19 protein-coding genes are annotated in these 24,828 nt (G+C 71.4%); 9 read left to right on the top strand and 10 right to left on the bottom strand.

Translation table 11 applies throughout. From position 1 onward, the window contains the following. Positions 1-69 precede the first annotated feature (69 nt). Positions 70-882 (top strand): hypothetical protein, encoded by an 813-nt coding sequence (locus HF024_RS07495; protein WP_168689158.1) that lies wholly within the window; start codon positions 70-72, stop codon positions 880-882. Positions 883-885: 3 nt separating this feature from the next. Here the strand turns inward: HF024_RS07495 and HF024_RS07490 are convergent, their stop codons facing one another. Further along, positions 886-2,646, bottom strand: coding sequence for an ATP-dependent helicase (locus tag HF024_RS07490; RefSeq protein WP_168689157.1), 1,761 nt, complete (start codon positions 2,644-2,646; stop codon positions 886-888). Between the two features lie 13 nt (positions 2,647-2,659). Continuing rightward, positions 2,660-3,667 (bottom strand): NAD(+) diphosphatase, encoded by a 1,008-nt coding sequence (gene nudC / locus HF024_RS07485; RefSeq protein ID WP_168689156.1) that lies wholly within the window; start codon positions 3,665-3,667, stop codon positions 2,660-2,662. Between the two features lie 60 nt (positions 3,668-3,727). Here nudC and HF024_RS07480 point away from each other — a divergent pair, with 60 nt between their 5' ends. After that, entirely contained in the window at positions 3,728-4,804 is a 1,077-nt protein-coding gene (locus HF024_RS07480) for a phosphotransferase (protein ID WP_168689155.1), read from the top strand. On the opposite strand, the gene HF024_RS07475 is transcribed toward HF024_RS07480, so the two are convergent. After that, on the bottom strand, positions 4,741-8,067 hold the full coding sequence (locus tag HF024_RS07475; protein WP_168689154.1) for an ATP-dependent DNA helicase: 3,327 nt from the start codon (positions 8,065-8,067) through the stop codon (positions 4,741-4,743). The genes HF024_RS07480 and HF024_RS07475 overlap by 64 nt on opposite strands. 13 nt (positions 8,068-8,080) lie before the next feature. After that, complete coding sequence (locus HF024_RS07470; protein WP_168689153.1) at positions 8,081-11,197, bottom strand: ATP-dependent DNA helicase; 3,117 nt, start codon at positions 11,195-11,197, stop codon at positions 8,081-8,083. Positions 11,198-11,305: 108 nt separating this feature from the next. Between HF024_RS07470 and HF024_RS07465 the strand changes: the two genes are divergently transcribed. Both HF024_RS07465 and HF024_RS07460 read left to right on the top strand, forming a co-directional pair. Next, entirely contained in the window at positions 11,306-11,530 is a 225-nt protein-coding gene (locus tag HF024_RS07465; protein ID WP_168689152.1) for a DUF3107 domain-containing protein, read from the top strand. Positions 11,531-11,540: 10 nt separating this feature from the next. Further along, positions 11,541-11,843, top strand: a complete 303-nt coding sequence (locus tag HF024_RS07460; protein WP_168689151.1) for a hypothetical protein — start codon at positions 11,541-11,543, stop codon at positions 11,841-11,843. Positions 11,844-12,136: 293 nt separating this feature from the next. On the opposite strand, the gene HF024_RS07455 is transcribed toward HF024_RS07460, so the two are convergent. Beyond that, on the bottom strand, positions 12,137-12,853 hold the full coding sequence (locus HF024_RS07455; RefSeq protein WP_168689150.1) for a ferritin-like fold-containing protein: 717 nt from the start codon (positions 12,851-12,853) through the stop codon (positions 12,137-12,139). 127 nt (positions 12,854-12,980) lie between these two features. On the opposite strand from HF024_RS07455, the gene HF024_RS07450 reads away from it, so the two are divergent. After that, the gene (locus HF024_RS07450) at positions 12,981-14,492 is read left to right on the top strand and encodes a DEAD/DEAH box helicase (RefSeq protein ID WP_168689149.1); all 1,512 of its coding nucleotides are present in this window, start codon (positions 12,981-12,983) and stop codon (positions 14,490-14,492) included. Between the two features lie 80 nt (positions 14,493-14,572). On the opposite strand, the gene HF024_RS07445 is transcribed toward HF024_RS07450, so the two are convergent. Further along, complete coding sequence (locus tag HF024_RS07445) at positions 14,573-15,721, bottom strand: hypothetical protein (RefSeq protein ID WP_247597348.1); 1,149 nt, start codon at positions 15,719-15,721, stop codon at positions 14,573-14,575. Between the two features lie 72 nt (positions 15,722-15,793). After that, complete coding sequence (locus HF024_RS07440; protein WP_168689148.1) at positions 15,794-16,666, bottom strand: PHP domain-containing protein; 873 nt, start codon at positions 16,664-16,666, stop codon at positions 15,794-15,796. 24 nt (positions 16,667-16,690) lie between these two features. Between HF024_RS07440 and HF024_RS07435 the strand changes: the two genes are divergently transcribed. Then, positions 16,691-18,223 carry an aminopeptidase P family protein gene (locus HF024_RS07435; RefSeq protein WP_168689147.1) on the top strand — a complete coding sequence of 511 codons (1,533 nt, stop codon included), beginning with the start codon at positions 16,691-16,693 and terminating at the stop codon, positions 18,221-18,223. Between the two features lie 10 nt (positions 18,224-18,233). Here HF024_RS07435 and HF024_RS07430 read toward each other — a convergent pair whose 3' ends face one another. Further along, positions 18,234-18,890: a general stress protein gene (locus HF024_RS07430; RefSeq protein ID WP_085369430.1), complete on the bottom strand. Its 657-nt coding sequence runs from the start codon at positions 18,888-18,890 to the stop codon at positions 18,234-18,236. A 56-nt stretch (positions 18,891-18,946) separates the two neighbouring features. Here HF024_RS07430 and HF024_RS07425 point away from each other — a divergent pair, with 56 nt between their 5' ends. Genes HF024_RS07425 through HF024_RS07415 form a run of 3 tightly spaced genes read left to right on the top strand, consistent with a single transcriptional unit; the run spans position 18,947 to position 21,933 of the window. Then, on the top strand, positions 18,947-20,269 hold the full coding sequence (locus HF024_RS07425) for a CBS domain-containing protein (protein WP_168689146.1): 1,323 nt from the start codon (positions 18,947-18,949) through the stop codon (positions 20,267-20,269). Next, a complete protein-coding gene (locus tag HF024_RS07420; protein WP_168689145.1) occupies positions 20,256-20,798 on the top strand; it encodes a DUF1003 domain-containing protein in 543 nt (180 codons plus the stop codon). The genes HF024_RS07425 and HF024_RS07420 overlap by 14 nt, the downstream gene beginning before the upstream one ends. Continuing rightward, on the top strand, positions 20,791-21,933 hold the full coding sequence (locus HF024_RS07415) for an Mrp/NBP35 family ATP-binding protein (RefSeq protein ID WP_168689144.1): 1,143 nt from the start codon (positions 20,791-20,793) through the stop codon (positions 21,931-21,933). The genes HF024_RS07420 and HF024_RS07415 overlap by 8 nt, the downstream gene beginning before the upstream one ends. Positions 21,934-21,936: 3 nt before the next feature. Here the strand turns inward: HF024_RS07415 and HF024_RS07410 are convergent, their stop codons facing one another. Beyond that, positions 21,937-23,430 carry a pyridoxal-dependent decarboxylase gene (locus HF024_RS07410; RefSeq protein ID WP_168689143.1) on the bottom strand — a complete coding sequence of 498 codons (1,494 nt, stop codon included), beginning with the start codon at positions 23,428-23,430 and terminating at the stop codon, positions 21,937-21,939. Further along, the gene (locus HF024_RS07405; protein ID WP_168689142.1) at positions 23,417-24,793 is read right to left on the bottom strand and encodes an MFS transporter; all 1,377 of its coding nucleotides are present in this window, start codon (positions 24,791-24,793) and stop codon (positions 23,417-23,419) included. The genes HF024_RS07410 and HF024_RS07405 overlap by 14 nt, the downstream gene beginning before the upstream one ends. Positions 24,794-24,828 lie beyond the last annotated feature (35 nt).

Raw genomic sequence — 24,828 nt, 5'->3', positions numbered from 1 at the left:
CGTGTGGACGGCGCCTCCGGCTTGTGGATAACTCCGGCGCCGTCCGGCCAGCTGCGGGATGATGCCGGGATGGTCTACGCACTCGATCCCCGCATCCACCGGGTCTGGCGGTCGCCCAGCACCCTGCAGTTCGGGGTGGACACGGCGGTGCTGACGCTGGACGACCTGAGCAACGCGGACGAGCGGATGCTCGTGGCGCTCGACGCGGGCGTGACGATGTCCGGGCTGCAGATGGTGGCGAGGAGGGCGCGCGCGGGCGCCGGGGCTCCCGCGCGGCTGCTGGAGCGTCTCGCACCCGTGCTGGCGCCGCAGCCGGAGCCGGAGCCGGAGTGCGAGCGCCCCGTCGTCGTGATCGACGGCGCCGGGCAGACCGCTGCCCGGCTGATCGAGGCGCTCGGCGAGGCCGGGGTGGATGCACGCAGCGGCCTGACCTGGGACGACCCTGCCGTCGACACGGCAGCGGCCGCCGTCGTGGTCGGCTCGTTCGCGGTCGAGCCGGAGCGGCATCGCCGCTGGCTGCGCAGGGACGTGCCGCACCTGGCCATCGTGTTCGGCGACGAGCGTGTGCGCGTCGGGCCGTTCGTCGACCCGGGCGCTGGACCGTGCCTCGGCTGCGTGGACCTCCGGCTCACGGACGCCGATCCGGCCTGGCCCGCGATGGCCACGCAGCTGTACACCCGGGATGCGCGGCGCGAGACGCCGCTCGTCGCGGCCGCCGCCTCCGGTGTGGCCGGCTTCGCGGTGCTCGACCGGCTGCGTGGCGGCCGTGCGCTCAGCCGGTCGAGCGTGGCGGTCGACTACGTCACGGGCGCGAGGGAGGAGACGGACTGGGCCGCACATCCGGGATGCGGGTGCCTGGGGCTGCCGGCCGACCCCGCGTGACGCTCAGCGACTGACGGGCACGTGCGGGGCCATCTCGGCGAGGAACCGCGACGGCTGGCGCACCGAGGAGCGACCGGCGTACTGGCCCGACTGCGACCAGCTGAGCTGCAGGTTGCTGCGCGCCCGGGTGATGCCGACGTAGAGCAGGCGGCGTTCCTCGTCGATCTGCTCGAAGCTCTTCGCATAGCTGATCGGCACCAGCCCCTCGCTGAGGCCGACGAGGTAGACCGACTCCCACTCCAGGCCCTTCGCCGAGTGCAGGGTCGCCAGGGTCACGGCGGACAGGGTCGGCTCGTGCTGGCCGGCCTGGCGGGTGAGCAGTTCGTCGGTGAAGCGACGGAACGACGTGCCGGGCGGCATCGTGTCGACCAGGCCCATGATGGCGTTCAGCGACTCCCAGCGGTCACGTACGGCGCCCCGCGTCTCCGGCGGCTCCTGGCTCCAGCCCAGCGAGCGCAGCACGTCGCTGACCGACTTGAAGAGCGGTTCGTCGCCGACCGCGACACTGGCGGCGCGCAGCGACATGATCGCCTGGCGCACCTCCGGCAGGTCGAAGAAGCGCTTGGAGCCTCGGATCTGGTAGCTGATGCCGAGATCACCGAGCGCCTGCTCGATGGCGGCGGCCTGCACGTTCACCCGGTACAGGATCGCGATGTCCTCCGGCTTCGCCCCCGCCGCGAGCTCCGCGGCGATCTTCTGGGCGACGGCGCGGGCCTCGTCCCGGTCGCTCTCGTACGCCGTCGGCGACGGGATGCCCGGCGCAGCAGAGTCGACCGCACCCGGCGTGACCGCACCCGTAGCCGCCTCGCCCGGCGTCGCCACCACCGCTGCTGCCGAGTGCAGCGTCAGCGCGCCCGCGCGACCGCGCATGAGCCGGTTCGCCGCATCCACCACAGCGGGCGTCGAGCGGTAGTTCTGCTCGAGCCGCACCACCGTCGCTCCCGGATGCGTCCGCTCGAAGTCGAGCAGGTACGCGCTGCGCGCCCCGGCGAACGAATAGATCGTCTGGCTGGCGTCGCCGACCACGCAGACGTCGCGTCTGCCGCCGAGCCACAGGTCGAGGAGCTGCTGCTGCAGCGGCGAGACGTCCTGGTATTCGTCCACCACGAAGAAGCGGTACTGCTCGCGCACCTGCATCGCCACGGCCGGCTCGATCTCGATCATCCCCGCGCAGACGAGCAGCACGTCCTCGAAGTCGATCTGCTTCCGCTCGTCTTTGAGGTCTTCGTACGTCTGCAGCATCAGCACCAGCTGCTCGGCGGTGAGGGTGCCCGGCACCGTGCGGTCCGCGACGGCGGAGGCGTACTGCTCGATGCTGAGCCCGGACACCTTGCGCCACTCCACCTCGGCGGCCACGTCGCGCAGGGTCGCCGTGTCGACGCGCAGTTTCAGGCGCTCGGCCGCCTGGCCGAGCACCCTGCCCTTGCCGTCGAGCACGCTCGGCAGCTGGCCGCCGACCACCTGCGGCCAGAAGAAGTTCAATTGGGACAGCGCAGCGGCGTGGAAGGTGCGCGCCGCGACACCGCCCGCGCCGAGCTGGCGCAGCCTCCCGCGCAGTTCGGCCGCCGCACGGTTGGTGAAGGTGAGCGCCATCACGCGGTTCGGCGCGTACGCGCCGGAGGCCACGCCGTACGCGATGCGATGCGTGATCGCGCGCGTCTTGCCCGTGCCGGCGCCGGCCAGGATGCAGACCGGCCCGAGCAGCGCCTCGGCGGCGACCCTCTGCTGCGCATCCAGCCCGTCGAGCAGACTGTCCGGATTCACCGAGCCACCCGGGTCACCGCGCCACCGGAGCCTCGTCCAGCGATCCGCCGTACCAGTCTTCGATCAGGGCGCGGGCGATCGAGGACCGGCCGGGCAGGATGACCTGCTCGCGCGCCTCCCACAGCTCGGTGCGGCTGAACCAGCGCAGGTCGAGGATCTCCTCCCCGTCCGGTGCGAGCCCGGACGGCGCCTGGTCGTCGGCCAGCCGGGCCGTGAAGCCGACCATCACCGATGCAGGGAAGGGCCACGGCTGCGACCCCTTGTACTGCGGGTCGACCACCCGGATGCCCGCCTCCTCGAAGATCTCGCGCTGCACGGCAGACTCGAACGACTCCCCCGGCTCGACGAAACCGGCCAGCAGCGAGTATCGCGAGTTCTCCCACATCGCGTTCGATCCGAGCAGCAGCCGGTCGTCCGCATCCAGCACGGTCACGATCACGGCGGGGTCAGTGCGCGGGAACACCTCGGAGCCGTCCTCGAAGCAGCGGCGCACCCAGCCGGCCTGCTCCACGACGGTCGGCGTGCCGCAGCGCGGGCAGTGGGTGTGGGAGGCGTGCCAGTTGGCGATCGCGAGCGCCTCGGTGAACAGCCCGGCGTCACGGTCGGTGAGCGCGGTGGCGACGGTGCGCAGGTTCCCCCAGCGGGCCTCATCCGGTTCGAGCTCCTGCGCGGCGGCGTCGGTGAGCACTTCGAGCACGACGGCGGTGCCGGCCGGCTCCGCGTCGCTCGCGACGAGCGTGCGTCCCAGATAGACCCTGACAAGCGCAGAGGTCACCCGTTCGACGGGAAGCAGCTCGAGCGCGGCAGCGCCGGCACCGGATCCGCCCCAGCCGTCCGCGGCGGGCGTCGCCGCCTCCACGCTGTCCGCCGTGAGCAGCGCCCTGCCCTTCCAGAGCGCGAGCACGCGCGTCGACGGCTCCTCCCAGAGCTCGTCGAACAGCGCTGGACGCGACCGGGAGACATGATCGCGGTCGACGGCGTGACGCGAGAGCGGCAGCGAATCGAATGGGATGGGCGACATCGAGGTCCTTTCGGGGCGTGGCGAACGGCTCACGCGGGGAAGTCCAATTAACCTTGGCGCATGGCCAGATCCCATCTCACTCTAGCCGCGCTGGCCACTTCGGCCGTGCCGGGGCTCGAGGTCTCCGGTGCCCGCAGCTACACACTCGGGGGCGCGGGCGAGTTCGACTCCGCGCTGCTCAGCGGGCGGGACGGCGGAACGTCGGTCATCCGGGTCCCCACGTCGCAGGCGGCGGAGACCGAGCAGAGCGCCGACCTGGTCGCCCTGCGCGCGCTGACCACCGGCATCCGCAGCCGCCTCCCGTTCGACGTGCCGACCTACCTCGGCCAGGCTCCCGTCGGCGGCACGCGCGCGATCGTCTACGACTTCCTGCCCGGCCACCACATCGACGTCGACGACATCCCGCCCGGCGACGGTCTGGCCGGATCGATCGGGCACGCCATCGCGGCCATCCACATGCTTCCGACCAACTTCGTCGGCGAGGCGGGACTCCCGGTGCTGAGCGCCGCGGAGTGCCACACGTCCACCACGGCCCTGATCGAGTCCGCCGCATCCACCGGGCTGCTGCCGAGCGCGCTCCGCGACCGCTGGCGCGATGCGTCGGCCGACCAGTCGCTCTGGCAGTTCCAGCCCACCGTGGTCAACGGGGCCCTCACCGCCGACTCGTTCCTCGTGGAGGACGAGACCGTGCTCGCCGTTCTCGGCTGGTCGGCGCTGCGCGTCGGCGACCCTGCGCGTGACCTGCACTGGCTGCTCGCGATGAACCCGGAGGCGACGGAGGGCGCGCTCGGCGCATACGCCTCGACGCGCCAGGTCGCCACCGACCGCCAGTTCACGCAGCGCGCGATGCTGTACGCGGAGCTCGAGGTCGCGCGCTGGCTGCTGCACGGCCGCGAGGTGCGCGACCAGAGCATCGTCGACGACGCCGTGCAGATGCTCGACGGCCTGGTCGACCGGGTGCACAGCAACGCGGTCACCCCGCTGTCCACGGCCACGGGACCGATCCTCGCGATCGACGACGTCGAGGCGATGCTCGACCGCACGCCGGGCGACCGCAGCTCGGATGCCTACGGTCACGCCGGCGGGATGAAGCCCGTCGAGGAGGACCAGAGCGACCGCAACTCCGCCGCGGAGTAGAGCCGTTCCGGCCGGATGACCTCGTCGTCGGCCACGAAGTAGAAGACGGCGTCGATCTTCTCCGGGTCGACGCCGGCGTACTGCGCGTACGCCAGCCGGTAGAGGGCGAGCTGGAGCTGCTTGCGTTCGAGGTCGGCGGCGTCGCGCGGCGCCTTGCCGGTCTTCCAGTCGACGATCTGGTGGCTGTGCACGCCGTCGTCCGCCGGGTAGACCGCATCCAGTTTGCAGACCACCACCTGCCCGGCGAGCGTGACGTGGATCTCGATCTCCACCTCGTCCGGACGGCGGCCCGCCCACTCGCTCGCCGCGAAAGTGCGCTGCAGCTCGGCCAGCTGCTCGGACTCGAGCTGCTCCCCCGCCGGGTCGTCCAGTTCGTATGCCGCAGCGTCGATGACGTCGGCAGCTCCCGCCACCGTGCCGTATCGCTGCTCCACCCAGCCGTGGAACAGGGTGCCGAGACGGGTCTGCCGGTACGGCCGCTCGGGCATCGGGCGGCGGAGGGCTGCCGCGACGGACGCGGGATCGGTGACGTAGTCCTTGAACCGCGAGGCCGGGATGCGCGTCGGCAGCTCGACCAGGCCGGCGTCGTCGAGGCGGCGAGCACGCTCGGCGAGCAGCAGGTCGAGGTCGGCGGCGTAGACTCCTCCGTCGCCGGGCCCGCGCTCCAGCGCGTTCCTGACGGCTGCTGCGGCGGCGTGCACCCTGTCGTGCCGCACGCCGAGCGGGTCGAGCGGCCACGTCACGGTCTGCGCGTCGAGCGCGAACGGGTTCTCGTCCGGCTCAGCGCACTCCGGGAACGCGTCGTCCGGAAGCAGACCGGCGGCCTGCAGTTCGAGCAGGTACGCGCCAGGACCGCGCGGCTTCTTCTGCGTCGACCAGTACGACCCGGAGAGCAGCAGGTGCTCCTTCGCCCGGGTGACGGCCACGTAGACGAGTCTCCGCTGCTCGGCGGCGTGCCGGGCCACGATCTCCTCCTCGAACGCGGTCATCGACTCGTCGATGTCCTTCTGCGTCTCCGCCGTGCGCCAGGCCAGCACGGGCAGCTCGGTGGAGTCTCCGCGGAACTCGTACGGCAGAGCGCCGAACTCGAACCAGCCGCGCTTGCTCTGCGGCCCGCCCGGCAGTTCGCCGTCGACCATCCGCGGCACGGCGACCACATCCCATTCGAGGCCCTTCGACCCGTGGATGGTCAGGATCTGCACCGTGCCGGGCTCCGGCTCCTCGCTGCGCGGCGCGAGGTTGTCCCTGCGCTCCGCCTCGGCCAGCCAGGCGAGGAACGAGCCGAGCGTGGCCTGATCGTCGCTGGCCAGATAGGAGGAGACCTGCTCGGCGAACGCGTCGAGGCTCGCCTGGCCGAGCTGGGCCGTCTCGTTCGCGGCCACCTCGATGTCGAGCAGCAGCTCCTGCTGCACCAGCGTCACCAGGTCGAGCAGGTCGAGACCGACCCGGGATCGCAGGTGGTCGAGCTGGCGGCCGGCCTCGCGCATCCGGTGCAGGCCGGCCTCGCTGAACCCGGCCAGCTGGGAGTGCCCGTCCTTCGCCTCGACCACGAAGTCGAGGGCGTCGACGAGGGAGGCGGACTCGTCGCCCGCCACCGACTGCCGCAGGCGCCTGCGCACCTCGGGATCGAGCTCCTGGAACCGGTGGTCGCGCGCGGCGAGCCAGGATGCGACGTTCCGCAGCGCTTGGATGTCCTTCGGCCCGATCCGCCAGCGCGCACCGGTGAGCAGCCGGATCAGTTCCGAGCCGGCCGTCGGGTCGTGCATGACGCGCATGGCGCTCACCAGGTCGGCGATCACCGGCTGCTCCAGCAGGCCGCCGAGCCCGAGCACGTGATACGGGATGTTCCTCCGCGAGAGCGCCGCGGTGAAGACGTCGATCTTCTTGAGCGACCGGCAGAGCATGGCGGCGCTCGGCACGGCACCGCGCGCATCCCGGGTGGCCAGGCGAGCGCCCAGCCACGCGGCGACCGCTTCCGCCTCGTCGGCGACGGTCTGCTCGAAGACGGCGAGCAGCTCGCCCTTCTCCGCGCCGGGCCTCGGCTGCAGCTGCTCGACGTGGACGGGCGAGCTCGCGGTCAGCGGGGCGACCAGCGCGTTGGCGGCGTCGAGCACGCTCGTGGGGTTGCGCCAGCTGGTGCTGAGGGCGTACTCGGCGGCGCCGTCGCGAGTGCCGGTGAAGTCGAGCGAGAACCGGCCGAGGTTGGCGGCGCTCGCCCCTCGCCAGCCGTAGATGGACTGGTGCGGGTCGCCGACCGCCATGACGGCCTGCCCGCTGAACAGGCCCGAGAGCAGGCGGGTCTGCACCACGGAGGTGTCCTGGTACTCGTCGAGCAGCACCACCCGGTAGCGGGACCGGTAGTCGTCTGCGACGGACGGAATACGCTCGCTGACGCGCAGCGCGAGCGCGACCTGGTCGGAGTATTCCACGAAGCCGCGGCGCACCTTCTCCGCCGCGAACTGCTCCGCGAGGTCGAGCAGTGGAGGGAGCGCACCGACCACCTGGATGGCCGAGCGCACGGAGGCGTACAGCTCCTTGACCCTCCCGCTGCCGGTGGGCAGGTCGGCGATGGCCTGGAACCGCTCGGTCATCCGCAGCACGTCCGCAGCCTCGACCACGTTCTCGCTGAGCGCGCGGCTGAGCGAGATGACAGCCGAGGTGACGGTGTCGACGCTCTTCTCCAGCTCGACCAGCCGGTCGTCGGTGCTCGTCACCACGAGACGGCGGGCGACCTGCCACGCCGACGCCTCGCTGAGCACGGCGGACTCCGGCTCTCTCCCGATCAGCAGCGCGTTCTCGCGGAAGATCGCGTTGGCGAACGCGTTGTACGTCGCCACCTCCGGCGCGTCGAACGGGTCGAACTCGATGTCGGTCAGCCCGGACGCCACCAGCTGCTCGATGCGCTTCCTGATGCGGATCGCCAGCTCGCCGGCCGCCTTGCGGGTGAAGGTGAGGCCGAGGATCTCCGGCACCCTGACGTGCCCGTTGGCGAGCAGCCAGACCACCCGGTTGGCCATCGTCTCCGTCTTGCCGCTGCCTGCGCCCGCCACGACGATCGCCGGTTCGAGCGGCGCCTCGATCACGGCCTGCTGCTGCGGCGTGGGGGTGGGCAGCCCCAGCGCCTCCGCGATCTCGACCGCACTGATCCTGCGCGCCGGACGGGGATGTTCCTCGTGCGCGAGTGTGAACGCCTGCTCCACGAAGTCGAGCGTCGCCTCGTCCGCTCCCCACTCCAGCAGGCCGTCGCCGTTCTCCTCGATCATGCGCGCCCCCCGATCATGCGCTGACCGCCGGAACGAGGTGGATGCGGTACTCGTACTTCGCGTGCGGGTCCCTGTCTCCGAGGTCGACCACTCCGGCGAACGTGCTGCCCGCCATCCCGGCCGCCGCCTGCTCGACCCTGGCCTTCAGCCGGTCGAGCCCGTCGCCGTCAACCCGCTCCTGGGCGACCTCCCTGTAGCCCTTGCCGCGCACGCCCTTGCTCACATAGAGCAGCTTCGCGCCGCCGGACGGGGCGCCCTCCGCCGCCTCCACTGCCCCGTGCTCCAAGGCGAGCTGGTATGCGCCGAGCTGGGCGTGCCCGGCCACCTGCGCGGCGCTCGGCACGGTGTTGCCTGTCTTGAGGTCGACGATGACGATGGTTCCCTCCTGAGTGCGTTCCACGCGGTCGATGGTGCCGCGGATGAGCGCGCGGCCGACGGAGAGCTCGAACGCGCCCTCCGAGCCGAGCAGCGCCCCTCCGGCCCGCTCGAAGTCGCGCAGGTACTCGGAGACGCCCTCTGCGAGCTTCCTGGTGCGCCTGCGTTCCTTCTCCTCGAGCCACGGGGACTCGAACTGCAGCTCGTTCCAGCGTTCCTCGACGCCCCGCCAGACGCGTTCGACGCTGAGGTCGCCGTCCGGCTCGGTGCTGACCTGCTCCATCACCGCGTGCACGACGGTGCCGATCCCGGCGGCGAGGCCGCTCGGCGAGGACGCCATCGCGTCGACGAACCAGGCGAGCGGCGACTTCTCGAAGGTCTCCAGGCGCGACGGGGAGACCCGGACCACCGCATCCGGATCGTCGAGGTCGACCAGCGGCTCCTCGGTCGACGGCGCGATCAGGCCGTACCAGTCGTCCGGGCTCGCGCCCTCCACCTCCGCGGCGGCGAGACGTGCGAGGGCGTCGGCCGCATCCGGGGCGCCGGTGGTGACCAGCCGCCGCCTCAGCCGCCCGACCATCCCGCGCAGCGACAGTGGATGCACGGAGTCGTCCGTGTCGTCGTAGGCCAGATCGCCGGCGAGCCGGAGGAACGGGGACGGCTGCTCGTCGTCGTTGGCGGTGGCCGTGAGGATGACCTGCGTGCGCGCCCTGGACACCGCGAGCGCGAACATCCTGAGCTCGTCGCCGAGCACCTGGGCGCGTTCATCCACCGTGTCCGATGTGGTTCCGGCGAGTGCGTCCGCGAGCGCCTGGGGGTGCAGCAGGGAGCCGCGGAGGCGCAGGTTGGGCCAGACGCTCTCCTGCAGGCCTGCGACGGCGACGATGTCGAACTCGGCGCCGATGGTGGCGCTCGGGGTGCAGACCAGCACGGCCTCCCCCGCCGTCTGCGCGGCGAGGGTGTCTTCCGGGACCTCTGCGCCGAGCAGTTCGACGACGAAGTCGGACGCGGGACGTTCCGGATAGCGCTCGACGAACCGCCTGGCGGCGGTGAAGAGCGCGACGACGCCGTCGAGGTGGCGGTTGGCCTCGTCGGCGACGATGCCGCTGCGTTCCGACTGCTCCAGCCAGCGCTTGGCGAGCCCGCTGCGCTCCCAGGCGTGCCAGAGCAGTTCCTCGATAGTGGCGCCGTTCTGCGCCTTCTCGCGTCCGGCCGCGATGGTCTCGGCGAGCCGGGATGCGCGGCGTGCCGGGGCGGAGTCGATGGTGGAGAACCGGCCGGGCGCGCTCAGCGCCTCGACGAGGAGGTCGTCGGCCGAGCGGTTGCCGTCTCCAGCCAGCTCCTCCTGGCGGAGGGCCAGCCGCAGGCGGCGCAGGCTGATCCCGTCGAGGCCGCCGAACGGCCCGAGCAGCAGATCGGAGACCACGGGAGGGTCGAGCTCGACGGCGCCGAGCTCGACGCCGACGACCGTGATCAGCTGCCGGGCGGCGAAGTCGTCGCGCAGAGCGCGCCCGGCGACGCTGGTCCTGGTCGGCACCTCGGCGACCGCGAGCGACCTGGCGAGGCCAGGCACGTGCGCCCCGGAGCGGACGACGACGGCCATCCTGTTCCACGGCACGCCCTTCATCAGGTGCTGCTCCCGCAGCCTGCGCGCCAGCCGCGCCGCCTCTGCCGGGGCGGACGACGCCTCGATGCGCACGACCTCCTGGCCGGAGGGCGGCGCATCCCGGCCTGCTGCTGCGAGGCGCTGGACGCCGGCCGCCGCCGTGCCGATGCGCTCGGTGACGCGCGTCGTGAGGTCGCGGAGCGTCGGCGTCTGGCGGTGCGCCGTGCCGAGGACGAAGCGCGTGACGGGAACGCCGAGCCGCGCCTCCAGCTGGCCGAGAGCCGTCGCCTCGGCCCCGCGGAACGTGGTGGACGCCACATCCGGATCGCCGAACGCCACGATCGCCACCCCGCGGGCGGCGAAGGCGCGCAGGAGGGAGACGGTGGCGAGCGTCGCTTCCTGCAAGTCGTCGACGAAGATCGCCCTCAGCCGGTCGAGCGAGCTGCCGCCGCGCACGACGGACACGGCCTCGGCGATCAGCTCCGACGAGTCGACGAAGGTGCCGCGATAGCTGTCAACCACGCGCTGGTACTCCGCGATGAAACGCGCGGCGGCCCTCCACTCGTCGTGCCCCGTGATCGCGCCCAGCTCGGAGAGCCTGCTGGGCGTGACGCCGAGTTCGACGCAGCGCGCCATCAGTTCGCGCAGTTCGGTGCGGAAGCCGCGGAGGGTGCGCACGTCGGCGACCAGCGGCTCCGGCCAGGCCGGTCCCGTGCCGTCTTCGAGATGGCCGTCGATCAGCTCGGCGATGATCTGGTCCTGTTCGCCGCCGGTGAGCAGGCGGGGCGGCTCCAGCGCCGCCGCCCTGGCGCGCTCCCCCGCGAGCTGGAACGCGAGCGACGTCGCCGTCCTCGCCAGCGGGCCGTTGGTCGGGACGCCGATCCGCAGCGCGATCCTGTCGCGCAGCCGGGTGGCCGCCGACCGGGATGCGCTGATCGCGAGCACCTCCCCTGTTCCGTAGCCGCGCTGGAGCACCCGCTCGGCGAGCGCCTCCACCAGCGCGGTGGTCTTGCCGGTGCCCGGCGCGCCGATGACGGCACCGGATGCGCCGTCCGGCAGCGCGAGGACGGCCGCCTGCGTGTCGTCGAGTGCGAGGTCGGCCGCCGTCTGCTCCGCGGAAGGCGGCGGTCGGAAGCCTCGGATCGTCATGCCTGAAACGCTACCGGCGTCCGCCGACAGAGAACGCGGCGCAGCGCCGCAGGCTGCGTGTCGTAGTCTGAACTCACATCCGCCGGTCAGATTCGAAAGGCACCACACGTGGAGATCCGCATCGGAATCGTCAACGCTCCTCGCGAGCTCAGCTTCGAGTCGTCCCAGACGGCGGAGGAGATCGCATCGCAGGTCGAGGAAGCGCTCTCGAGCGGCACCGGATTCGTCCGCCTCACCGACAACAAGGGCAAGCTGTACGTCGTCCCGACGGCCGGCATCGCATACATCGAGATCGGTTCGGACGAGTCGCGCCGCATCGGCTTCGTCGGCTAGATTCGCCAGCGTGGAACTGCTCTTCGTCGCGCTCGGCGGGGCCATCATCGGCCTCGCCGCCCGCTATCTGCTGCCGAACCGTCACACGCACGGCGCCGTGCTGATCCCCGCTCTCGGGGTCATGGTGTCGAGCGTGCTCTGGGTCGCCCTCACCTGGGCCGGCCTGAAGTGGAACGGCGGCTGGATCTGGTGGATCACGCTCCTCGGCACCGCCCTGGTGGTCGCCGTGGTCGACGTGGTCATCGGCCGTGTCCGCACCGCGCACGACGACCGGATGCTCGCCGACCTCACCAAGGGCGCCGTCGCGCGCTGAGTCCCCACCGGCTCCGCTCGAACGGAATCCGCGCCCGACACGCCGCCGCACTCTCCGTAGTTGCGGAGATCCCGGCCGTTGCGCCCGCATCCTCCCCAACGACGGAGATCCCGGCCACGCGCGACTCCTCCGACGCAACGGACCTCCGCATTGCGCGCCCGGTCCGTTCGAGCGGAGTTTCGGGCCGATGCGACGAGTTTCTCCGCTCGGGCGGAGAACCCGGCGGCGTGTCACGGCAGAACTCCGGTCGAACACCCGCTGCCGATGCGGCCGCGTCAGGGCGTGAGGCCGCGTCAGGCCGTGAGGCCGAGGGCGTCCATCCTGCGGGTGTGCGCCGCGATGAGCTCGGTGAAGATCGGCTCGATGCGCTCGTCGTCTTTCGCGGCGTTGCCGGACAGGTGCAGCGCCGAGCGTGCGACGAGGAGCGTGTCGCCCACCAGGCGCCTCCCCCACATCGCCAGGCGCGACGACAGCCGCTGGTCGGCCTCGATCTCGTCGCGCAGCACGTCGAGCACCCCCTCCTGGCCGCCGTCCGAGCCGAGCAGCTGGGCGATGCGCGGGCCCACGTCGCCGGGGAGCCCGGCCGCCAGGCGGATGAAGAAGTCGTCGAGCAGGCCGCTCGTCACCAGCACGGCCAGCAGCGTCTCGCGCCAGTCCGCGCCGGTCGTCAGAGCGCTGAAGCCGTCGATCTCGTCGGCGAACGGCTTCATCACCTCGGCAGGGTCGTCGCCGCGACGGCGGATCTCCGCCACGACGCCCTGGTGCTTGGACAGCGCGTGACCGGCCGCCGCAGCCACCTTCTCTTTGGCGGAGAGCGCATCCACCTCTCCGACGACGCGCGAGAGGGTCTGGAACGTCTCCAGCTGGAGGTAGGCGGCCTGGCCGAGATACGGCAGCAGATCGGGCATGACCTCGTGCAGATCGACGCGGATCGCCTCCGTGGGAGTGTTCCGCGGCGTCAGTCGGGGAAGCTCGACCGGGGGCCGGCGTCGGGAGATCCAGGTTGCCACGTACAGCAGTGTAACGGGGACGTCCAGTAAGCTGGTGCCGCCGTCGGCGCTGGATCGACGGCCCTACGCCTGCGAACGAGGAACAAGGCGTAGACCTTCAACTCACGATCGACAGGCATATTCTCTAGTGACTTTCTCTGAACTCAACATCGACCAGGACATGGTCGACGCTCTCGCCGCGAAGGGCATCATCGAGCCCTTCCCCATCCAGGCGCAGACCATCCCGCTCGCTCTCGACGGCCAGGACATCATCGGCCAGGCCAAGACGGGAACCGGCAAGACTTTCGGCTTCGGCCTCCCGATCATCCAGCGTCTCGGACTCCACCCGGAGCCCGGGGTGCAGGCGCTCGTCGTCGTCCCCACCCGCGAGCTGTGCGTCCAGGTCTTCGAAGACCTCTCCCAGGCGGCGGCGAACCGCGACACCGAGGTCGTCGCCATCTACGGCGGCAAGGCGTACGAGGGCCAGATCGCCCAGCTCAAGTCGGGCGCGCAGATCGTCGTCGGCACGCCGGGCCGTCTGCTCGACCTCGCCGGCCAGCGACTCCTCAACCTCTCCAACGTGCGCGAGATGGTGCTCGACGAAGCGGACAAGATGCTCGACCTCGGCTTCCTCGCCGACATCGAGAAGCTGTTCGCGCAGACTCCGGCCACACGCCACACCATGCTGTTCTCCGCGACCATGCCCGGCCCGATCGTCGCCCTGGCGCGCCGCTTCATGACGCGCCCCATCCACATCCGCGCGACCGACCCGGACGAGGGCCAGATCCAGGCGAACATCAAGCACCTGATCTACCGCGCCCACTCGCTCGACAAAGACGAGGTCGTTGCCCGCATCCTGCAGGCGGAAGGCCGCGGCAAGACCGTGGTGTTCACGCGCACCAAGCGCGCGGCGGCCAAGCTGGTCGAGGAGCTCAACGACCGCGGATTCAACGCCGCCGCGGTGCACGGCGACCTCAACCAGGAGCAGCGCGAGCGCGCGATGGCCGCCTTCAAGGCCGGCAAGAAGGACATCCTGATCGCCACGGACGTCGCGGCCCGCGGCATCGACGTCGACGACGTGACCCACGTCATCAACCACACCATCCCGGACGACGAGAAGACCTACCTGCACCGTGCGGGCCGCACGGGACGCGCCGGCAAGACCGGCATCGCCGTCACGTTCGTGGACTGGGAAGACCTGCACAAGTGGGCGCTCATCAACCGCGCCCTCGAGTTCGGCCAGCCGGAGCCGACGGAGACGTACTCGTCGTCGCCGCACCTGTACTCCGACCTGGACATCCCCGCCGGCTCCAAGGGCCGCCTGAAGGCGACGCCCGCGGTGAAGGCCGACGGCGCGCAGCGCTCGGGCGGACGCTCGGACGGTGGACGCTCGGAGGGCGGACAGCGCTCAGACGGCGGACGCTCCGAGGGCGGTCGCTCCGGCGGATCGGACGCAGCGGGCGACAGCCAGCGCAGCCGTCGCCGCACCCGCGGCGGACGCCCGAGCGGAGCAGGCTCGGCCGAGACCGCTCCCGCAACCGACACACCGGCATCCGGAACCCACGACGGTGGAGGAGCAGAGCACCACGACGGCAACAGCGCACCGCGCCGCCGTCGTCGCCGCTCCCGCGGAGGAGCCCCCGCGGCTCCCACCGCCTGACCCGCGCCAGGACCAATCGAGTCCGGACTTATTCACGCACCGCTCCGGCGTGTCGCGTGAATAGGTCCGGACTCGATTTCTTAGTACCAGTTGTAGCCGATCTCGTGGGTCCAGGCTCCGCAGGGTGAGCCGTAGCGGCCGCTGATGTAGTTGAGACCCCAGTTGATCTGCGTGCGGTAGTTGGTCATCCAGTCGCCGCCCGCCGACGACATCTTGCTCGCGGGAAGCGACTGCGGGATGCCGTACGCCCCGCTCGAGGTGTTGTACGCGTCGGTGCGCCAGCCGGACTCCTGGTTCCAGAGCCGGATGAGGCAGCCCATCTGGTCTCCGCCCCAGCCGTACGACCCGAGCACACTGGACGCGTAGTTCTGCGCTCCGGCCGGGTCGACGTCGACACCGGGAGGCGGGGCGAAGCCGTCCGCCCCTCCGTCGCCCGCCGCCGCTGCGGCCGCTGCGGCCTGCGCTGCCGCCGCCTGCGCCGCCGCGACACCCTCCGCGTACTTCTGCTCCACCGACGCCTCGGTGTTCTTCAGCGCGGCGAGCTGCGCGTACAGGGTGGTGGCGTGCTGCTTCTGGTCGGCGAGCTGCGCGTCCGCCGCCTGCTTGGCCGCCTTGGCGGCGTCGAGCGCCGTCTTGGCCTGCGTCGCCAGCCCGTCGCGGATGGTGCGGGCTTGGGCGGCCTGCTCGCTGAGGGATGCTGCGATGTTCTTCTGTGCCGTGGCCTGCGCGAACAGGGTGCTCGCCTGGTCGGCCAGCTTGGAGACGGCACCGAGCTGGTAGAGCAGCTCCGACGACTTGACCGAGCTGTTCCCGGTGAGGAACAGCCGCAGAGACACCTCCGCCCCTCCGGAGCGGGTGAGCTGCTCGGCGAGCTTGCCGCTCTGCGAGCGCAGGGACGCCGCCTTGGTGCTCGCCGCCGTCGCGGCCGTCCGCAGGTCGTCCGCCTTCTGCGTCGCCGCCTGCAGGGCGGCCTCCGCCTGCCCGTACTCGCCCGCGCGCTTGATCGCGAGGTCGCCTGCGGCGTCCGCGGAGGTCTGCAGCGAGGCGAGCAGACCGTTGATGCGATCCACCTCCGCCTGACTGGCCGCGGCGTTGGCCTTCGCCGCCTGCACGTCGTCCCACGACGGATACGAGGTGTCCGCGATGGCAGGGGATGCTCCTCCTGCCGTCACCATGGCGGCGACCAGCACCGCGGCCGCTGCCGCTGCTGACCAGCTCCGTCGGCTCACGCCTGACCTCGTCTCCCGTGCTCGATCCTGGGCTCCGTGCTTCGAACCCCGACCCAGGCTAAGCAGAAAACCTCAGGACGCGTAGAAGGGCGCCGCGCCTGTCGCTTCTTCGATGATCCTGTCAACAACCTCAGGATCGGTCGTGTTCTCCCCCAACCGGTTCGGTTTGCCGTCGCCGTGGTAGTCGCTCGACCCGGTCACGGCGAGCCCGAACTTCGCGGCCAGTTCGTGCAGTCTGGCCTTGCCGTCCTCGGTGTTCTCCCTGTGGTCGATCTCCAGGCCGAAGAGGCCGGCATCCACCAGCCGCGCGAGCCGCTGCTCCGGGATGACCCTGCCGCGCCCGCCCGTCGCCGGATGCGCGAGCACGGGGACGCCGCCGGCCTCGCGGATGAGACGCACCCCGGTCAGCGGCTCCGGAGCGTAGTGCGGCTGGTAGTAGCCGCCTCGCCAGTGCAGGATGCCCGCGAAGGCGGCGCTGCGGTCGCTGGCGAGCCCGCGGGCGACGAGGGCGTCCGCAATGTGCGGGCGTCCGACGGTCGCCCCTTCTGTGGCCTGATCCATCACGTCGGCCCAGGTGATGTCGTAGTCCTCCGCGATGCGGTTGACCATCTCCTCCGCCCTGGTCAGCCGTCCCTCCCGGATGCGCGCCGTCTCCGCCACGAGCGCCGGATTCAGCGGGTCGAAGAGGTAGCCGAGCATGTGCACGCTGGCGAACTCGATGCGTGTGCTGAGCTCCATGCCGGGGAGGACGGTGACACCCACCTCTGCTCCGGCGGCCGCAGCATCCAGCCAGCCGGCTGTGGAGTCGTGGTCGGTGAGCGCGACCGTGCCGAGCCCGGCGACCGCTGCAGCCCGCACCAGCTCCGCCGGTGTCTCGGTGCCGTCGGAGACGGACGAGTGGGTGTGCAGGTCGATGGGACCACGGAAGCGTCGCACATCAGCCATGCACTCCATCCTAGGAGTGGAAGAATGGTCGGCATGTCCTCGCAGCAGCAGACCCAGCCGGCAACAGCAGCCCCCGCCCCGCGCGCCACCTCCAACCGGTCGACGACACCGGGTTCGGACGGCTTCAAGGAATACATCGGAAGCGGCTGGGCCGAGCGGGAGGAGACGCTGCCGGATGCGCGGGAGCAGGCGTCGTTCGCCGCTGCCCGCCGCGCGGCGATCTCCGAGCTCTACCGCGGCAAGCGGCTGATCATCCCGGCCGGGCGCCTCAAGCAGCGCTCGAACGACACCGACTACGCCTTCCGCGCCCACTCGGCGTTCGCGCACCTCACCGGCTGGGGCTCGGACTCCGAGCCGGGCAGCGTGCTCGTGCTGGAGCCGACGGACGCCGGTCACGACGCGACCCTCTACTTCCGCGAGCGTGCCGGCCGCGACTCCGACGAGTTCTACGCCAACCCGGAGATCGGCGAGTTCTGGATCGGCCCGCGCCCGTCGCTCGCGCAGGTCGCCAGCGATCTCGCGCTCGCCACCCGCGGCATCGCCGACCTGGATGCGGTCGTCGACGCTACCGACGCGGACACCATCGTGCTGCGCGAGGCCGACTCGGCGATCACCGACTCGGTGGATGCGCTCCGCATCGTCCTCGCGGGAGACGACGCCTCCGCGCCCGGCTACGACCCGGAACAGCACGAGGCCGACGACCAGCTGGCGCGCGACCTCTCCGAGCTGCGGCTGGTCAAGGACGCGTACGAGGTGGCCGAGCTGCGCTCCGCCATCGCGGCGACGGCGCGCGGCTTCGACGACGTGATCGGCGACCTGGAGCGCATCACCGCGCATCCCCGCGGCGAGCGCCTGGTCGAGGGCGTCTTCAACGGCCGTGCCCGTGCTGACGGGAACGCGGTGGGCTACGACACGATCGCGGCGAGCGGACCGCACGCGTGCATCCTGCACTGGACGCGCAACGACGGCCCCGTGGTCCCCGGCGACCTCATCCTGCTGGACGCCGGCGTGGAGGTCGACAGCTACTACACCGCCGACATCACCCGCACGTTCCCCATCGACGGCACCTTCACCGAGACGCAGCGGCTGGTCTACGAGACCGTGCGCGAGGCGGCGGACGCCGCGTTCGCGATCGTGCGTCCCGGCATCAAGTTCCGCGAGATCCACGCCACCGCGATGGCGGTCATCGCTCGCCGCACGGCGGAGTGGGGGCTACTGCCGGTCACCGCTGAGGAGGCTCTGCAGGCCGACAACCAGCACCACCGCCGCTACATGGTGCACGGCACCAGCCACCACCTCGGACTGGATGTGCACGACTGCGCGCAGGCCCGCCGCGAGCTCTACCTGGACGGCGTGCTCGAAGCGGGCATGACGTTCACCATCGAGCCCGGCCTGTACTTCCAGCCGGACGACCTCACGGTGCCGGAAGCGTTCCGTGGGATCGGCGTGCGCATCGAGGACAACATCCTGGTCACCGAAGACGGTGCAGAGAACCTCTCCATCGCCATCCCGCGCACGGCGGACGACGTGGAGGCGTGGGTGCAGCGACTGCGCTAGCGCGGTTCCGCTAGCGCGGTTCCTCAGGCGCGGGCGGCCCAGCCGGAGCGGGCGGCGCGGGCGGCGCAGGCGGCGGGTCGGACGGGTGCTCCGGCTGCGGGAACGCGGGCGGCGGGTCGGACGGATGCGGCGCCACCGGCGGGTCGGACGGGTGCGCGACGGGCGCCTCCCTGCCGTCTCCGACGCCGCCCTGCATCAGGTTGCGGGCGCGGTTGACGAGGTCCGAGTCGACGAGCACCGAGTAGCTGGTCGCGATCACCTGCATCACCGAGGTGTAGTCGCGGCGGCGGCGGTTGATGGCGTACGAGACCACGCCGAACAGCATCCCGAACCCGGCGCCGATGAGCACGGCGGCGAGCACGAAGGCCAGGCTGACCTGCGGGGAGAAGATCACCAGCAGCAGGCCGAAGAAGATTCCGAGCCACGCACCGGATGCCGCACCGGCGACCGCGACACGCCCCCAGGTCAGCTTCCCCGTCACGCGCTCGACGCTCTTGAGGTCGCTTCCGACGATCGAGACCTTGTCGACGGGGAAGTCCGCGCGCGCCAGCACATCCACCGCCTGCTGCGCTTCCGGGTAGGTCTCGTAGGTGGCGACGACCTCTCCGCGCGGGAGCGTGGGGAACATGACACGGTTGCGTCCGCCAAGCGGACTCTGGCTGCTCATCGCTCCATTCTTCCATCCGCAGCGACCTGACGGCCGGAGGGCTTAAGTTATTACATGTGAGTGCCACCAGAGTCTTCGTCGCCCGTTTGGCAGGGTGCACCGTTTTCGACCCGGTCGGCGACCGGGTCGGCAAGGTGCGCGACGTCCTGGTGGTCTACCGAAAAAGCGATCCGCCGCGCGTCGTGGGACTGATCGTCGAGATCCCCGGCAAGCGGCGGGTGTTCGTCTCCATCGGCCGGGTGACCAGCATCGGCAGCGGCCAGATCATCACGACCGGCCTCATCAACGTGCGCAGATTCGAGCAGCGCGGCGGCGAGGTGCGCGTGATCGCCGAGATGCTCGGCCGCAAGGTGCTGTTCGCCGACGGCACGGGCGAGGCGACCATCGAGGACGTGGCGATCGAGGAGTCCGCGACGGGAGAGTGGGCGATCAGCCAGCTCTTCGTGCGCCGCCCAAAGTCCGGATCGTCCCCGTTCGGCAAGGGCCCGACCACATTCGTCACCTGGAACGAGGTGCGCGAGAAGCAGGCGCGCGGCGAGGCGCAGTCCGCCGAGCAGCTGATCGCCACGTACTCCGAGCTGAAGCCGGCCGACCTCGCGAACACCCTGCTCGACCTCCCACCGCTCCGGATGCTCGAGGTCGCGGAAGAGCTGCCGGACGACCGTCTCGCCGACGTGCTCGAGGAGATGCCGGAGTCCGAGCAGGTGCAGATCCTCGCCAAGCTCGACGACGACCGCGCGGCGGACGTGCTCGACCAGATGGAGCCGGACGACGCCGCCGACCTCATCGCCCAGCTGTCCGACGAGCGCGGAGAGCACCTGCTCGAACTGATGCAGCCGGAGGAGGCGGAGGACGTGCGCATGCTGCTCAGCTATGCGCCGGACACCGCGGGCGGTCTGATGACGACCGAGCCGATCATCGTCTCCGCCGACGCCACCGTCGCGGAAGGACTCGCCCTGATCAGGAGGCACGAGCTCGCCCCGGCGCTCGGCGCGGCGGTGTGCGTGACCCTGCCGCCCTACGAGGCGCCGACCGGGCGCTTCCTCGGCGTCGTGCACTTCCAGCGGATGCTCCGCTACCCGCCGCACGTGCGCCTGGGCACCCTGCTCGACCCGAGCCTGGAACCGGTGACGGCGAACACCTCCGCTGCCGAGGTGTCGCGCATCCTGGCCAGCTACAACCTGGTGTCCGTTCCCGTCGTGGACGACAACCACCGACTGGTCGGGGTGGTGACCATTGACGACATCCTCGACTACCTGCTGCCAGACGACTGGCGAAGTCGCGACGAAGACGAGCCCGTGAAACGCGCGCCCGTCTCCGATCAGACCGGCAGTATCCGCATTGTGAACGGAAGGAGGGGCGGCAATGGCACGAGGTAAGCAGGACACCCGCCTGGATGCGCCCAAGGGCCTCCGCACCACCGTCATCCCCCGCCGCGGCCAGACCGTCGACAACAACGACAGGTTCGGCCGGTTCACCGAGTGGATCGCCCGCGCGATGGGCACGCCCTGGTTCATCCTGGGGCTCACCGTCTTCGTGGTGTTCTGGATGGCGTGGAACACCCTCGCCCCCGTCGCCTGGCGGTTCGACTCGATCGCGCTCGGCTTCATCGCGCTGACCCTGGTGCTGTCGCTGCAGGCGTCGTACGCCGCCCCGCTCATCCTGCTCGCCCAGAACAGGCAGGACGACCGCGACCGCGTGCAGATCGAGCAGGACAGGCAGCGCGCTGAGCGCAACCTGGCGGACACGGAGTACCTGGCGCGCGAGGTCGTCGCCCTGCGGCTGGCGATCAAGGACATCGCGACCAAGGACTTCATCCGCGCCGAGCTGCGCGCCCTCCTCGACGACCTGGACCGGCGCGACGACGACGGCAGCAGGGAAGGCGACGGAGCGCAGGCGCGTGGCTGAGCTGGCCGACACGGTCCTGCACGCCCTCGCCGGTGTGCTCGACCCGGAGATCCGCAAGCCCATCACCGAGCTGGACATGGTGGGCGGCGTCGCCGTCGACCCGTCCGGGCACGCGACGGTGGGCGTCAAGCTGACGATCGTCGGCTGCCCGGCCGCCGACACGATCGAACGGGATGTGCGCACCGCCACCGCGAGCGTGCCCGGCGTCACCGCCGTCACGGTCGACGTGACGGTGATGTCGAAGGAGGAGCGCAGGGCGCTCACCGAGAAGCTGCGGGGAGGCCGCGCATCCCGGGCCCAGCAGTTCGGGCCGGACTCGCTCACCCGCGTCTACGCGGTGACCAGCGGAAAGGGCGGCGTCGGCAAGTCGACCGTCACCGCCAACCTTGCCGTCGCCCTCGCGGAGCGCGGCCTGCGGGTCGGGATCGTGGATGCGGACGTGCACGGCTTCTCGATCCCCGGCATTCTGGGCCTTACAGACGCCGAGGGCGTCGCACAGCGCCCGACGCGCGTGGACGACATGATCCTGCCTCCCGTCGCCTACGGCGTGAAGGTGGTGTCGATCGGGATGTTCGTGGACTCGCCGTCCGCCGCCGTCGCCTGGCGCGGCCCGATGCTGCACCGCACCATCCAGCAGTTCCTCGGCGACGTCTTCTTCGGCGATCTCGACGTTCTCCTGCTCGACCTCCCGCCCGGCACGGGGGACGTGGCGATCTCGGTGGGCCAGCTGCTGCCGAACGCCGAGGTGATCGTGGTGACCACCCCGCAGCCCGCGGCCGCCGACGTCGCTGAGCGGAGCGGCGTGCTCGCCCGCCAGACCGGCCAGAAGGTCATCGGCGTCATCGAGAACATGGCGGGGCTCCCCCAGCCGGACGGCACCGTGCTCGACCTGTTCGGCAGCGGCGGCGGGGCCGAGGTGGCGCGCCGCCTCTCCGCCGGACAGGACGAGGAGGTGCCGCTGCTCGCGTCGGTGCCGCTGAGCATCCCGTTGCGGGCTGGCGGGGACACCGGCGCGCCGATCGTGGTCACCGACCCCGCCGATGCCGCAGCCGTGTCCATCCGGTCGGTGGCGGACAGGCTCGCCACCCGGGCGCGCGGGCTCTCCGGGCGGAAACTCGGGATCTCGGTGGTCTGACCGTCAACTCTCGGTCGGCTCGACGATCCGCGCGAGCAGCTCGATCAGCAGGCGTTCGGTGAGCGGCCGGGGCAGCGCCCCGATCAGCGCGAGGAACGGCGCCAGCTCGTCCGGCAGCGTGGCTCCTGACGCGTCGTCGCTCGCGCCGGCGAGCCCGATCGCCTGCAGCACGCCCCACGCCGTCTCCGCGTCGAGCGGGCCGTCCGCGAGACCCGGCGGGAGCGCCCCCAGCATCGCGGAGGGGTCGACCGCGGGCACCCCGCGCACCTCGTCGGCGGAGGCGCGCAGCGCCGCCTCGAGCTCGTCGACGCGCTCCTCGGTCACCGGGGTGATCGTGAGGTGCGTGGTGTGCGGCAGCCGCGTGCCGTCCGGCTGAACCAGACCGGGCTGCAGCTGCAGGTGCCAGCCGCGGCGCCCCGCCCTGTCCGCCCAGTGGTGCGGGTCGACGCGGCGCTCGGGAGGAACGGACTCGTCGGTGGCGACCGCGAGCAGCGGCCCGACAGGGTCCCCCACGATCCGCAGGCCGTCGATGTCGCCGACGATGTCGGCCAGCGCGCGCGTCGCCCGGCGGCAGGACTCGGCCAGCTCGGCGAAGCCGCGCGCGCCGAGCGCCTGCACGATCGCCCAGGACGCCGCGAGGGCTCCGGCCGACTTGGAGCCGAGCATCGTCGGGTTGACCACGGGATAGCCCGGCCAGCCCGTGGTCGCGAAGTACTGCATCCTCTGCCGGTCGCGGCCGCGCTGCAGCAGCACGCTCGCGCCCTTCGGGGCGTAGCCGAACTTGTGCAGGTCGGCGGAGATGCTGGTGACGCCGGGAACGCGGAAATCCCAGAGCGGCAGCGGCGAGCCGTCGGCGTTCCGCCAGAACGGCAGGATCCAGCCGCCGATGCAGGCATCCACGTGCAGGGCGATGCCGGCGTCCGCGCAGGCGGCGGCGACGGCCTCGACGGGGTCGAGCGCCGCGAGCGGGTATCCGGGCGCGGAGACGACGACCAGGGCCACGTCGGCCCCGAGCCTGCCGACGATCGCGTCCGCGTCGACCACGCCCGTCTCCGGATGCACGGAGACGAGCTCCAGGTCCACGTCGAAGTAGTGCGCCGCCTTCTGGAACGCCGCGTGGACCGTCACGGGAGCGACCATCCGCGCGCGGCCGGTGCCTCCCGCCGCCCGCCAGACGTCGCGCGCGGTCTTCACGGCGAGCAGGCACGACTCCGTGCCGCCCGACGTCACCGAGCCGACCACGTCGTCCGCGCCGTGCAGCAGTTCGCGGGCGAAGCCGAGCACCTCGCGCTCCATCACGGCCACCGAGGTGAACGTGGTGGGGTCGAGCCCGTTCACGGGCTGCACCAGGCGCATCGCCTGCGCGGCCAGCTCGTCCACCTCGGCGAGACCCGAGTCGTAGACGTAGCTCAGCACGCGACCGCCGTGCGTCGGGGCGTCCGCCGCCCGGAGCGCGGCGAGCCGCCCCAGGATCGCCGCAGAGTCAAACGCGACCATCGATGTCCTCCTTGCGCAGGCCGTACCGGGAGAGCGGGATGAGGCTGAGCGCCACGATCGCCGCGGGAACGATGCTGAAACCGATCACGATGCCGACGACAGCACTCGCCGGCTGCCCAGTGGCGATCGCCGTGGACTCCGTCATCGACCGGGTGACGTAGCCGGTGAGCGTCAGGATGATCGTCAGCACGGTCGCGCCGAGCGCCATCCCGGTGGTCTCCCCTGCCGTCCACATCCCGCCGAACGTCCCGGCCCGCCCCGGTCCGTTACGGGTGGCGTCGTGCGAGATCACGTCGGGCAGCATCGCCATCGGCAGCGACTGCATCCCGGCGTACCCTGCGCCGACCAGTGCGACCGGCGCATACACCCATGCCCCAGGGAACCACACCAGCAGCACCATCGAGAGCGCGGCCACCCCGAACAGGATGCTCGCGGCCACGAACCCGCGTTCCTTGCCGATCCGGCGCGAGATCACGCCCCAGAGCGGCGTCACGATCAGCGCGGGACCGATGAGCGCGACGAACAGGAACGTCACGGCATCCTCGGAGTGCAGCACCCAGGTGGCCACGTAGTTGGCCCCGGCGAGCATCAGCCCGGTGGCGAGCCCCTGCAGCAGGAAGGTCAGCAGCAGCGCCCGGAACGGCTGGCTGTCGCGGAGCGCCGCCACCCCGGCCGCGTAGTTCGTGCGCAGCGTCGTGAGCACGCCCACCGTCGGCGGGACGAGGGTGGATGCCGGCCGGCGCGGTGCGACGAACGCCGACACGAGCATCCCGGCCCCGATCACCACACCGGCGACGAGCGCCATCAGGAAGTAGCCGGCGAACTGGTTGTCGCCGCCGAGCGACCGCAGAGCAGGGCCGCCCGCGCCGAACAGCAGGATCGCGAAGGTGAGCACCACGACACGCCAGGTCAGTAGCCTGGTGCGCTGGTCGTAGCCGGAGGCGAGTTCAGCGGGCAGCGCGATGTACGGCACCTGGAACAGGCTGAACGCGGTCGCCGTCAGCAGGAACGCCACGAACACCCACACGGCCGCGAGCGGCTCGGGCGTCCCGACCGGCACGGCGAAGGTGAGCAGGAAGAGCACGGGGAGGGTGACGGCGCCGAGGATCATCATCGGGCGGCGCGACCCGCCGACGGCGAGCATCCGGTCGGAGCGGGCGCCGATCACCGGGTCGATGATCACATCCCACACCTTGGCGAGCGTCACGACGAGGCCGGCGACGATCGCGGCGACGCCGAGCGTGTCCGTCAGGTAGTAGACGAGCACCAGCCCCGGCAGGGTGGAGAAGCCGCCCGTGCCGAGCGAGCCGACGGCGTAGCGCGTGACCGTCGCGCGTGCGACCGTCTGCTCCGTTGCGATCATTCCCGCATCGTATTGGATGCGGGGGCCTCCCAGGA

Origin of the sequence: Leifsonia sp. PS1209, assembly GCF_012317045.1 — a bacterium.
GTDB lineage: Bacteria > Actinomycetota > Actinomycetes > Actinomycetales > Microbacteriaceae > Leifsonia.
Note: the sequence above shows the minus strand (reverse complement) of the source record. Positions and strands in the feature narration are given on the sequence as shown.